This is a genomic window from Pleomorphochaeta sp. DL1XJH-081 (genome assembly GCF_049310885.1).
Taxonomy (GTDB): domain Bacteria; phylum Spirochaetota; class Spirochaetia; order Sphaerochaetales; family Sphaerochaetaceae; genus CAYZJV01.
Genome location: NZ_JBMDYO010000003.1, coordinates 162,007 through 174,314 on the forward strand (window position 1 = coordinate 162,007; position 12,308 = coordinate 174,314).

Sequence of the window (12,308 nt, forward strand, 5' to 3'; positions counted from 1 at the left end):
TCTTTGTCTATAAGTGCCAGGTTCGGTATATCAGTTCTGGTACCGAATGGTGGGGGATACTCAAAAATTGTCCTATTCTATCATTGCTTACCCCAATCTTTTGGAGTGAGAAGATGAATTGGTTCCGAACTTTCATGTACTTCTGGGGACATTTTCCCGATCTCATAAGAATCTGTATGGGAATTGAAATACTTTGTTCGATACAAAATTTCTCATACCACAGACTAATTACGATGTCTTGTGAGTTGCCTGCTTCGTCATAGATAAGTGTTCCGTCAAAGCTATATGTTCCAAGGAATTCGGAGTCGATGATCTCAAGATAGATTCGTAATGATTCTGGTGGATTTGGTCCTAGACTTTCTAACAATGCATTTCGATCTAAAATTCTAATGAAAATATCAGATGAAGTGAGTTCTCGATGCCCGGTCCACGGATATTCTCCAACCATGGTTACCAAGCCAGCCTTAATAGGGTTGTGAGCGATATAGTGAAGAACTCTTTTATAATGGAACCAAGAAGTCACGACAACCCATCTATATCTCCCTTCATATAATGTTCCTGTTCTATGATGGGTGTAGTTGTAGTATCTTGAGTAAGTTACATTGATCTTATGCATGAATTTACCTAGAGGAATATTCCCTGTTTTCAATAGTAGATGGTAATGATTATTCATGATGGCATAGTAGAGAATTATTATCTCAAACTGTTTCGAATACTTTTGTATGATCTGGAGCAATAGTGTTTTATCATGTGAAGATGAGAAAATATCATTGCGATTATTTCCTCTTTGTGTGACATGAAAGACAATATTTGGTGCATTTGGAATTTTTTTTCGACCCATGGAAGCCCTCCATGAGTATTACTGCATTGAATTAGGGTTTGCTTTATTTCCCGTTACTGATATTGCGTGCCAGGTTCTTTTTTGTTAGGGGGGGGGCTGAAGTAATATCCCTGCACCAAATCGCATCCGATTTTTTCAAGGAATTTCACTTGGGTTTCGTTTTCGACTCCCTCTACGATTACCCGAAGATTGAGCTCCCTGACCACTTTTACCATGCTTTCGATAAATCGGTGCATCTGATTGTGTCCATTCACATCCCATAGTAGCGATTTATCGAGCTTTATACATTGGAATGGCAAATTCACCATATACGAAAGATTTGAATATCCTGAACCGAAATCATCCAGATGGAATCCTATACCATGGTCGATCAATGGTTGCATTACAGAAAGGGCTTCCTTGAATGAAGCTCCGATGAAGGTGCTCTCGGTAAGCTCTATGTGGATTGATTCCGGTGGAATCACAAATCGTTCGATGGTATGCAGGATATCCTGCACGACTTGGGAGTCGGCGAATTGAAGCCCAGAAAAATTGATCGAAACGGAGGGTAGAATCATATTGCTGGACCGAAATTCATCGATTAGCATACAGACTTGTTCCAAGACCCAACGACCCAATTCGCCAATAATGCCCAGCTCTTCGGCTAGAGGTATGAATTCGGATGGAGGAACCTTTCCCAGTTGGCTATCTTCCCACCTGAGTAAGGCTTCGATCATCTCCACCTTTTTTGTACGAAGATTATAGATCGGTTGGAATTCAAGTGAAAGAGAATCATGTGAGATCGCCTTGAGGAGACGATCGGATAATTTCTGTTTTCGTTGGATGGTTTTGAGTAACATTGAGTCACAATAGATCAATTGTCCTTTTCCCCGATTCTTGGCTGTTCGAATGGCATGGTCTAGCAAGGTAAGGGGCTCTACCACCCGATCAGCCTTGTACGGAAGCTCCATAAGTGCCAATGATGCTTTAATCCGAGTTGAAACACCTTCGACATACCAACTCGAGGAAAATCGATCCAGAACGGATTCGGCAAGATTCTTCCCATGTTTGACATCATCAATTATGGCGAACTCATCGCCTCCATAACGATAGAGCTGGCCATGCGGAGCAAGATCCTGAAGACCTTGAGCGATTACCCGTAGATATTGGTCACCTCTCTTTTGCCCATAGGTATCGTTTACCAGTTTGAAATCGTTCAGGCTGACTAGCATGACAACAGCTTTACGGTTGAACCTCCTGATATGTTCCAGGTTTGAGATGAAGCTTTCCCGATTCGGGAATTGGGTAAGATTATCAATCGATATCCTTCTGGTTTGGAAGTTGAGGTAGACCGATAGGATTGCGATCATTATTGCTGTGCCGGTGAGGATGATTTCTGGAAAGAGTAGCTGGAGAATAATGATAGCAAAAGAGAGTGGTGGCAACCACAATATTACCTTGAAAAAGGTCTGGTCTAGATACTGCCGTTCAACCCAAATGGCGGTAATAGCGACTGAGATTTGGAATATTGCCACCACGAGTGAAAGTTGGTTCAACGGTCCACGAATATATTGTGCTTGGGTATCGAAGGAGAATATCCAACCAGTTTTCAGATTCAAGAAGACGACCACAATATAGGCTGCCAAACTTCCGATTAGAATTATGGAAAATAACCGGAGACGTTCACGATGTTCAACTGGGGCAAGTTCAAATACGTACAGTAGGATATAGAAAATAAAGAGTACAGGAAGGGGTGGATAAAGGGCAAAATAGGCTGTATTGACTACCATGTTAATCCATAGGGGAATGGTGTCCGAATAGTAGACGGTTTGGGTCGATAGGATATTCAAAGCTGTGCAAAAGACGGTGTAGTAGAGGGAGAATCGGAACATCTTATCACGCAAAGAGGGCATGGTGTTTATATCGCGTGAGTTCAATAGGATGATGAATATGACAAGAGCTGCTACTATCTCAGGAACAATATCCCATTGCATGAATAAATTCTTATCCAACCAGCGGGAAAAAGCAAGCGCTAACACCCTCGTAGGGTAGAAACTTGACGTTGGAATGAATTACGTAAGGAAATTGTTTTAATTAAAGCATTTAATTTGAATTTTGTTGCCACTGGCGATGAAGATTATTATCATATATGAGGTATGAAAAGAAGAGTTCACCATGTAAATTCCCATAGATTTGCATATCTATACATGCTTCCTGCACTAATATTGGCGTATCTATTCAGCTATCGTCCTTTCATCAAGACTTTCGCGAATAGTTTCTCTTTGGTAGGGCTCTCAGGTAAAATTGTCGAGTTTATCGGATTCGAAAATTTTATCCGTCTATTCCAAGATAGAAATTTTCAGACAAGTCTCTATAACACTCTCCGTTTTGCGATCCTGTTTATACCCTTGGATTTAGTGCTCTGTATGGTCTGTGCACTATTAGTATACAAAAAGAGACGTTTCAATGCTTTCAATGAGACGCTGTTTATACTTCCTATGGCTGTTGCAATGAGCTCGGCAGCTCTGGTTTTCAAAGCGATTTTTAATCCGACTATCGGTGTGGTCAATTATCTTTTTGGCTTGGCTGTGCAGTGGTTCAATGACCCAGCTTGGGCGATGTTCACTCTCGTATTCCTAGGAGTCTGGATGGCTATGGGACTGGATTTCCTCTTACTTGTTGGTGCTTTACGTAGTGTCCCTTCTCAGATTATCGAGGCGGCTGAGATTGAAGGGGCAGGACCTGTGGCGAAGTTCTTTCGTATCCAACTTCCCTTGATGAGTCCTACTATTCTGTTCATTGTCAGTACCCGGTTACGCGACAGCATGCTGCTCAGTGGACCGGTTTTGGTGATGACGAATGGCGGGCCCTTCCGATCTACGCAGACATTAGTGTATCAGATGTATATAGAAGGATTTACTGCAGGAAATTATAGTAGGGGGTCTGCAATCGGTGTGGTTGTTTTCGTTCTAACCTTCCTCATGATCCTTCTGGCGTTCAGGTTTGAGCGTAGGGGAGTGTTCTACCAATGAGACAGCCTATGAAGAGAAGCGAAATCATCAAATTCATTGTAGCGACTCTCTTAGGAGTGGTAGTGGTGTTTCCTATCTATTATGCCTTCGCAGCCTCATTTTTTACGATAGGAGAGTTCTCTTCGTATCCTCCTACACTCTTTCCCTCTACATTCACTCCAACTCAATATGTACGCGCAATCACAGAATCTCCGCTACTGAGGTTCATGTACAACTCTGTCGTAGTAAGTGTAGTTGGGACGATTCTGAGAATGATTGTAGCGATACTTGCGGCATTTGCAGTATCCTTTTTCCACTTCAAAGGAAAGCAGGTGTTGTTCTTTATGGTTTTGGGAACGATGATGTTGCCAGCCGATGCCTTGATCATAGAAAACTATCTCATGGTGGGGAGGTTAGGATTGGTCGATTCATATTTGGGAATCATGTCCGTATACCTTCTCGCACCGGTACAAATGTTCATGCTTCGCCAAAGTTTCAAAACCATTCCTCTTGCCTATAGGGAGGCTAGTGCGATTGATGGTTGTTCTGACCTCACGTTCTTGTGGCGCATCGTGCTTCCTTTGTCTCGTCCTATTGTTCTTACCCTTTCATTGCATTCGTTTGTGACTATCTGGAATACCTATCTATGGCCTCTGTTGGTTACCAACGCTCCACAGATGCGTACGGTTCAAGTGGGAATAACCATGTTAGGTTATGCAGATAGTTTGGATTACGGTCCGGTTTTTGCTGCAATCTCCCTCATCTTGCTCCCATCGGTGATCATCTTCCTAGCTCTAAGGAAGTGGATCGTAGAGGGGATCAGATCGGGTGTCGTCGTATAGATTATTAAGGAGAATCATACCATGGAACATAAAAAAATACGTGTAGGGTTCATTGTCCTCATCGTGTTATTACCAGCATTGTTGTTTGCTGGAGGAGCCAATGAAATGGCAAACGATACAATGCCAGAGAAGATTACGGAAGTTGAATTTTGGCATTATAGTAGTGGTTTACTCGGAGAAGCCATGACTGAATTGGTCGATAATTTCAATGCGACTATTGGTAAGGAGAAAGGGATTGTAGTGACGGAGGTATTCCAAGGCAAAGCTTCAGATGTCGCTACTAAAGTACGCTCTAGTGTCCAAGCCAATCGTGCCCAGGATCTTCCCGATCTAGCTCAAATGGATGCTACTGGTGTCATGGATATCCGGGATTCCGTACTGCTGGTGCCAGCCCAGAAGTTGGTAGATACTGATTCCTCTTTCTCTTTGGATGACCTGCAACCGGGAACGGTACTCTCTATGACCTACAAGGATGTGATGATCGGGATGCCGTTCAATGCCTCGACTATCCTACTATACTACAATAAGGATGCATTCAGAGAGGTTGGCTTGGATCCCGAAAGACCTCCCCGCACGCTCTCTGAACTGGCAGAATATGCTGGAAAACTGATGAAGATGGATTCGGACGGTCGTACAGTAGCCCGCTATGGTTTTGCAGGCGTTCCCTCTTCATATGAGCTCGTCTCATGGATAGGGCAGCAGCAGGGAGTTTCGTATCTCACCGATAAGCGTAACGGACATGATGGAAATCCAACCAAGGTTGTGTTCGATTCGGATGGAACTATGGCGACCTTCCTGGAGGCTTGGAAGAAGGTCTATGAGAGTGGTGGCTTGGCTAATATGACCAGTGATGTCAGACAGCAGTTCATCGCTGGTAAGACTGCGATGTTTGTTATCTCAACAAGTTCTCTTGCGACAGTTCTAGATTCGGTCGGAGATCGGTTTGAAGTCGGAGTAGGGTATTTGCCTCAGGTCAATGAGGCTTCCAATGGTGGTGTGAATATCGGTGGAGGAGCGATATTCGCGTTTGAAAATGGTAATGACCCACAGAAGGTTGCGACTTGGGAATTCTTAAAATATTTGATGAGTCCGCAATCCCAGCTCTTCTGGCACCAGAGGACAGGATATTTCCCTGTCCATATGGATACGTACGGAATGGAAGAATTTAAGCGACATTTGGAAACAAATCCTCTATTCAAAGTCGCCATAGATCAGGTGGATGAAAGCGACCCAAGGATCCAGAGCGTGTGGTGGCCGAATAGTTATCAAGCCTACTATGAGATCCAGAACACGATAATCGAGATGTTGGAGAGGGATCTATCAATCGATTCTACGGTGCAAAGGTTGGCAGATGTCCTCAATGGATATATGGATGAGTACAACCGACTGTACGCGAGGTAGGGGAGAAAGGAAAGGCTCTGGGGTTTATCTTTTGCCCAGAGCCTTCGAGTATCATGTAGTCCGGCAAGTTGCCTTGTTCTGTAACGATCAATGTGCTAAATCGATGCACGTATATTAAGCGAAAACCTTCTTTGCCGCTTCGTATACAATCGCTACGAGGTCTTCGATCTCTTCAATGTCAGTGCTCGAGAATGCCAATCTAAGATATGTGTTCTTGATTGAGATGGTTCCTACTCCATAGTTCTCTAAGAGGTAGGTTCTCAACTCTTCGGCATCTCCAGCGCAAACGAAGGACATGAAATAGCCCGAGTTGAATGGCAGTGGTGTAAGGACAGTTTCATTTCCATATTTGGACAGGAACTGTTTCATGAGCCTGTACCGTTCGCCAATTTGGGCGATTCCAGCCTCTTTTTCCGTATGGTATGTCTTGCTCTGCATGCCATGGAGAAGGATGGTCTGTGCTGGTTTTGAACACGATGAGACGTTGCCTCGTATTGCTCCCATGGTCTTTTTCACCATTGCTTCATAGTGGGCATCAGTCAAACCCTTGGAGTTATAGGTAATAAAACCAACGCGGAACCCCCACACCATTTCTTCCTTGGTCGCGGCATCTCCTTTGATCGCGAGGATGTTCTCATGGCTATCACAAAGCTTCGCAAATAAAGATTCGCGGCAAATATTGTCCTCGAAAAAGAGCCCGAAATAGGCATCATCGGTGAAAACGAGTAACTTCTTTCCGGCTTCGGCCTTTTGTTTTAGCATAGCAACAATTTCATCGGCCTCTTCATTTGTGGGTGTATAGCCTGTCGGATTATTGGGGAAATTAAGAATCAGAGAGACTTGTGGCCCTTCGATGGAGTCGATGGTATCGGCGAGACCTCCAATATTGAGCTTGCCATCGCTAAAGAGGGGGAAAGATACTTGTTTTGCTTCGCGCTGTTCGGTGAATACCAGGTTATAGTTGCCCCAATACATGTCTGGGACTATGATCGATTCGCCTTTATCCAGAAAAAGTGATGCTACGAGACTGATTGCATGGGTGAGACCTCCGGTTACTACAGGCAGGCTCGTTTTCTTTCCAGCCATCGAGGGGTTTTTCTTAACCATCTCCTCAAGCCAAACTTTCCGCAATGCGGGATCTCCAGCGGTTGGGGCATAGGGGAATACATCGTCTTTTGAAAGTGCACCGGTAAATTCGGCAAAAATTGAAGGGATGCACATGGCTGATCCTCTTTCTGTCGCAATACCGATAGTTGCATTGTATTTGTGTGCTTTCTGCTTCGCCTCTGCTGATTGACTGATGATACCTTTGGGAAAGTACATTCTTTTTCCGTAATCGGATAACAACTCGTCTACCAATGTTCCAGCGAGTACATCATTAAGTTCTTTTGCCAATGGATTCATATCCCGCTCCTTCTTGTGCATGATACGACCATCATAACCGGGCAATATGGTTTCGTGAAGTCCGAACTGCCCAAAAAGTGGTGTGAGAGGGCACAATTCTGTTTTATATGACACGTTTGGATAAATTTTTGTTTCAAAATCGGATACGCTGGTGTACTCTAACTAATAGATGATGTGACCGTCAGGATCGCTGGGTCCGAAAGTACGGCCAAATACCAAAAAAGGAGAGTATTATGGGAGATCAACAAAAGGCGCCCGTGAAAAAGGGGATTCTAGGTTGGTATTTCAATTTCAACCTGTTATATAGGATTCTTATCGGGTTGGTGCTTGGTGCATTGTTGGGGATTATTTTTGGTCAGAAGATTTTGTGGGTTGCTCCATTCGGAGCTTTGTTCGTACGATTGTTGAAAATGATTATGATGCCAATCATCCTATCTACACTGGTTGTTGGAGCATCTTCGATCAGTCCTGCCACTTTGGGTAAGGTGGGAATCCGGGTTATCTTATTCTACTTGTTGACATCGGCTTTCGCCGTATTCGTAGGATTGATGATGGGAACAATTTTCCAGCCAAGTGCAGAGATGGCTACATTGGCATCCGAAGCTGCTGGTAAGGCTGCTGCCGATATTCCTCTTTCTCAAACCCTGATCAATATCGTTCCAACGAGTGTTGCCCAGGCTGTAGTGAATGAAACGGTACTCCAGGTCATCTTCTTTGCTATTATCTTTGGTATTGGAGTATCCTATCTTCGTATCAGTAAGGATGATCGGCTTCAGAAGGCAGGAGAGGCCATCTACATGGTTTTCGACGGTACAGCCGAAGTTATGATGCGCATGGTGACAGCGATCATGCAGTATGCACCTATTGGAGTCCTGGCTTTGGTAGCCGAGGTTTTCGCAAAACAGGGAGCGAATGTAGCCGGATCATTGGCTATCGTCACCCTAGCCTGTTTCTCTGGCTATATTATCCATATCGTGTTGGTCTATGGTGGTTTGCTCAAATTAAACAAGTTGAGCATACGGCGCTTCTTCAAGGATGCGAAGGATCCATTCATTACGGCATTTGTAACCCGTAGCTCAGGTGGTACCTTGCCGGTTACTATCAAGGCTTCCGCCAATCTTGGAATTCCTAAAGATATTTCATCCTTCTCATTGCCGCTTGGTGCGACTATCAATATGGATGGAACAGCTATTTACCAGGGTGTCTGTGCGATTTTCATCAGTCTAACTGTTACTGGACATAGCTTCACCCTTGGCCAGATGGGAATCATCATCGTAACAGCAACCCTCGCATCCATCGGAACCGCTGGAGTCCCGGGTGCAGGAGCGATCATGTTGCTTATGGTCCTTGAGGCTGTCGGATTGCCGGTTGAAGCAGGAACTGCCGTTGCCGGTGCGTATGCTATGATTCTTGGAATCGATGCAATCCTCGATATGGGAAGGACCGCTCTCAATGTAACGGGAGACCTTACTTGTACCACGGTTGTTGCAAAGGGTATGGGTCAACTCGATAAAGAGCAATGGGCATAGTCTAAGATTTCTAGAAACTGAGGAGCCAGGTCCCCGAGTCGGGTCTTGGCTCTTTTTAATTACGGATCGGGGGTGGTTGGTTGATCGCCCAGACAAAAAGCTCGAGGACCCTCCTCGAGACCATTGAAAAGTGGTAGGAGTTTCCCTCCGCCTCAAAAGAGAGCGTGCTGAGGAAAAAACGTTTTTCATAGGTGGCATGTTCTATCGTCTCACGTTTCATTTCCACAATATCGGCAGGTGCTCCTAGCGAGGTGGATATGATGAGTACTCTATAGTAGGTCACCACAAGCATTTTTCTTTTCCCTTGGTGGATCCCGGTTGCGAAGCAATTGATGGTCTCGTAGGGATAAAGCAATTGTGATAGGGGTTTGATCTCGGTTCTGAAGCCATACAGGTCATAGACATAGAGTTCTTGCATCCGTTGTCTGATTTCCTTCATATTCTGTCTATTGCCTGCCAATGTTTACTCCTTCATCCGGATACCCCATCATACCATGCGGGACACTCTTGTCCAGTATTTCACTGTACGATAGTATCGGATTATCGGAGGATGGCATGGAAGGCGCAATCGGTATCATTGGTGGGGTTGGCCCCTATGCAGGGGTGGATATCATAAGGAAGATTTTCGACAATACTGTAGCAAAGACTGACCAGGAACACCTGGATCTCTATCTGACCAATCTTCCGGCAAGAATTGGGGATAGGACGGCTTATCTTCTTGAGGGAGGAGAGAATCCAGTCCAAGGATTGTTTGAGAGTCTGGAAAAGCTGGCAATCATTGGGGCTACGGTGATCGCCATTCCCTGCAACACTGCTCATGCACCGGCAATCTATGATGAACTTGCCAAACGTGTACAAAGTACAATTGCGAATCTCAAGTTGCTGAATATGGTAGAAGAGACTTGTAACCAAATTTCCCGATGCTATCCACAAGGTGGGAAAATCGGTCTCCTGGCCACCAAGGGAACCCATGCTGTAGGCGTGTATAGGCAATATCTCGACCAGTATCCATCTTTAGAACTTGTGGAACCTGATGACGAGGGGAAAGAGCGGGTCCACCAGGCTATTTATGATACGGAGTATGGGATAAAAGCAGTATCGCCGGTGAGTAACAAAGCGATTGATGTTCTCCAGAAGGAGAGTGATAGGTTGGTAGAGCGGGGAGTCGATGTGATAATTCTCGGTTGTACAGAGTTGCCATTGGCACTGCAGGAGGGGATGGTCCGGTGTCCTTTGGTCGATCCTACACTTGTTCTGGCAAGAGCAGCCATATCAGCCATTGCCCCTGAAAAATTGCGCAATGTTGACTCGTTTTGTTCGTAAAGGGTATCATGCCGAGTATGTCAGATAGCCCGATCACCACAATACTTTTCGATCTCGATGGTACGCTCTTACCCATGGATCAAAAAAAATTCATGGAGGCTTATCTCGTTGTCTTTGCTCAAAAATGCAGGGAACTCGAGCTTCCTGTCGAGCGCTCAGTCCAGGCTCTGAACACTGGTTTCTTAGCGATGCTCTCGAATGATGGTTCAATGTCAAATGAAAAGCGGTTTTGGCAAGTTTTCTCCGAAGCACTTGGAATGGATGTAGACCATCGCATAGCCGATTTTACTAAGTTTTATTCAGAAGAATTCACTCAACTTAAGGTGGTGTCAAAGGCAACTCCAATCTCACGGAATATTGTCTCTGAAGTGAGGAGCAAGGGGTATCGTACGGTTCTCGCAACTACTCCGGTATTCCCACGTCCTGGGACGTTGGAACGTATCTCGTGGGCTGGCATGGAGCCCGATTGGTTCGAATTGATCACCACCTATGAGGATTTTTCCTTTGCCAAGCCGAATCTTGGATATTACGGGGAGATTCTCAACCATATGCAGGTGAGCCCTCAAGAGTGTCTTATGGTCGGCAACGATGTATCCGAAGATCTTGTTGCCCAGCAGTTGGGAATGCAGGTGTTTTTGGTGACAGATCATCTGATTAACCGTTCACAAGGCGATACTTCAGCGTTCATGCAAGGATCTCTTGCTGATTTTTATGAATATTGTAAAACACTGGAGCCTCGATAGTTACACAGGGAGGGGGTGGATGGCCACACTGTTACTCGTGCTCATCTATGTAGCGTTCATAAGCCTTGGCCTGCCAGATGCGTTGTTGGGAGCTGGTTGGCCGGTCATGCAGAGTGATCTTGGGGTCCCCATAGGATTCGCTGGAATTCTCCAGATGGTTATTGCCGGGGGAACCATCACTTCCAGCCTTTTCTCAGGTCGTATCCTCCGTAGATTCGGGACCGGCCTTACTACCGCAGTCAGTGTTGGTATGACTGCATTAGCCCTCTTTGGTTATGCAAGTTCTCCCTCCTTCTTTTGGTTGATATTGGCCGCGATTCCACTTGGTTTAGGTGCAGGTTCGGTAGACGCGGGTTTAAACTCGTATGTGGCAGCGCACTATCAAAGCCGACATATGAGTTGGTTGCATAGTTTCTGGGGGTTGGGGGCATTACTTGGACCTCTTGTCTTGGCTAACTTTCTCTCAAAAGGAATGCCATGGCGGCAAGGATATAGGACAATCGCCTATTTCCAATCGATTTTGCTGGTGATCTTAGTGATAGCCTTGCCTCTTTGGGCGAAGGTACACGGCCACAAATCGAAGTCCAATGATAGGGATTTGATTCATGCCCACCCTTCGATCAGATCCCTGCTCCGTATCAGAGGTGTTTGGTCAGCCATGCTTACCTTTTTCATGTATACAGGAGTCGAAGCGACCATGGGGTTGTGGGGAGGCTCATACCTGTTCAATGTAGAGGCCTTAAGTGCAGTGGAGAGCGCTACATGGGTGTCGGTGTTTTATGCAAGTATTACAGCGGGAAGGTTTATCAATGGTTTTGCGACATATCGACTTTCGAATCATAGGCTCATACTCATAGGTGAGTTCACCATCCTTATCGGTATTGCGATGATCATCCTTCCTTTTCCACTTGCAGCTACTTTGGTAGGTTTTGTTCTGGTAGGTCTCGGTTGTGCTCCTATCTTCCCGAGCATGCAACATGCCACACCTGACCATTTCGGAATGGAACATGCTCAAGATCTTATTGGATTGCAAATGGCTGCGGCTTACATAGGGACTTTACTTTTACCACCGCTTTTCGGTTTTTTCGCAGAACGATTTTCGCTTGTATTCCTCCCAGCGTTCCTTGGTTTCTATGTAGTAATCATGTCTATAAGCACAAAACGCTTAAGCAAGATAGACCCAATTCATGTTGATGCTACCAAACGATGACAAGGATTGGGGGATGCTGACATGT

The 12,308-nt window shown here is 45.2% G+C and carries 11 protein-coding genes; 7 read left to right on the plus strand and 4 right to left on the minus strand.

Annotation, left to right across the window (positions count from 1 at the left end):
* Positions 1 to 7 precede the first annotated feature (7 nt).
* Both ACODJP_RS07335 and ACODJP_RS07340 read right to left on the minus strand, forming a co-directional pair.
* The gene (locus ACODJP_RS07335) at positions 8 to 841 is read right to left on the minus strand and encodes a transposase (RefSeq protein ID WP_422480042.1); all 834 of its coding nucleotides are present in this window, start codon (positions 839 to 841) and stop codon (positions 8 to 10) included.
* A gap of 53 nt (positions 842 to 894) precedes the next feature.
* Positions 895 to 2,814 (minus strand): putative bifunctional diguanylate cyclase/phosphodiesterase, encoded by a 1,920-nt coding sequence (locus tag ACODJP_RS07340; RefSeq protein WP_422480044.1) that lies wholly within the window; start codon positions 2,812 to 2,814, stop codon positions 895 to 897.
* A 162-nt stretch (positions 2,815 to 2,976) separates the two neighbouring features.
* On the opposite strand from ACODJP_RS07340, the gene ACODJP_RS07345 reads away from it, so the two are divergent.
* The 3 genes from ACODJP_RS07345 to ACODJP_RS07355 are packed head-to-tail and all read left to right on the plus strand — an operon-like array spanning position 2,977 to position 6,074.
* Positions 2,977 to 3,852: a carbohydrate ABC transporter permease gene (locus ACODJP_RS07345; RefSeq protein WP_422480046.1), complete on the plus strand. Its 876-nt coding sequence runs from the start codon at positions 2,977 to 2,979 to the stop codon at positions 3,850 to 3,852.
* Between the two features lie 8 nt (positions 3,853 to 3,860).
* Positions 3,861 to 4,673 carry a carbohydrate ABC transporter permease gene (locus tag ACODJP_RS07350; protein ID WP_422480048.1) on the plus strand — a complete coding sequence of 271 codons (813 nt, stop codon included), beginning with the start codon at positions 3,861 to 3,863 and terminating at the stop codon, positions 4,671 to 4,673.
* A 21-nt stretch (positions 4,674 to 4,694) separates the two neighbouring features.
* The gene (locus ACODJP_RS07355) at positions 4,695 to 6,074 is read left to right on the plus strand and encodes an ABC transporter substrate-binding protein (protein ID WP_422480050.1); all 1,380 of its coding nucleotides are present in this window, start codon (positions 4,695 to 4,697) and stop codon (positions 6,072 to 6,074) included.
* A gap of 114 nt (positions 6,075 to 6,188) precedes the next feature.
* On the opposite strand, the gene ACODJP_RS07360 is transcribed toward ACODJP_RS07355, so the two are convergent.
* Complete coding sequence (locus ACODJP_RS07360) at positions 6,189 to 7,499, minus strand: aminotransferase class I/II-fold pyridoxal phosphate-dependent enzyme (protein ID WP_422480052.1); 1,311 nt, start codon at positions 7,497 to 7,499, stop codon at positions 6,189 to 6,191.
* A 212-nt stretch (positions 7,500 to 7,711) separates the two neighbouring features.
* Here ACODJP_RS07360 and ACODJP_RS07365 point away from each other — a divergent pair, with 212 nt between their 5' ends.
* On the plus strand, positions 7,712 to 9,007 hold the full coding sequence (locus ACODJP_RS07365) for a dicarboxylate/amino acid:cation symporter (protein ID WP_422480054.1): 1,296 nt from the start codon (positions 7,712 to 7,714) through the stop codon (positions 9,005 to 9,007).
* Between the two features lie 55 nt (positions 9,008 to 9,062).
* Here the strand turns inward: ACODJP_RS07365 and ACODJP_RS07370 are convergent, their stop codons facing one another.
* Complete coding sequence (locus ACODJP_RS07370) at positions 9,063 to 9,467, minus strand: PH domain-containing protein (protein ID WP_422480056.1); 405 nt, start codon at positions 9,465 to 9,467, stop codon at positions 9,063 to 9,065.
* Positions 9,468 to 9,562: 95 nt separating this feature from the next.
* Here ACODJP_RS07370 and ACODJP_RS07375 point away from each other — a divergent pair, with 95 nt between their 5' ends.
* The 3 genes from ACODJP_RS07375 to ACODJP_RS07385 are packed head-to-tail and all read left to right on the plus strand — an operon-like array spanning position 9,563 to position 12,283.
* A complete protein-coding gene (locus tag ACODJP_RS07375) occupies positions 9,563 to 10,330 on the plus strand; it encodes an aspartate/glutamate racemase family protein (RefSeq protein WP_422480058.1) in 768 nt (255 codons plus the stop codon).
* 17 nt (positions 10,331 to 10,347) lie between these two features.
* Positions 10,348 to 11,073 carry an HAD family hydrolase gene (locus ACODJP_RS07380; RefSeq protein WP_422480060.1) on the plus strand — a complete coding sequence of 242 codons (726 nt, stop codon included), beginning with the start codon at positions 10,348 to 10,350 and terminating at the stop codon, positions 11,071 to 11,073.
* A gap of 19 nt (positions 11,074 to 11,092) precedes the next feature.
* Complete coding sequence (locus ACODJP_RS07385; RefSeq protein ID WP_422480062.1) at positions 11,093 to 12,283, plus strand: MFS transporter; 1,191 nt, start codon at positions 11,093 to 11,095, stop codon at positions 12,281 to 12,283.
* Positions 12,284 to 12,308 lie beyond the last annotated feature (25 nt).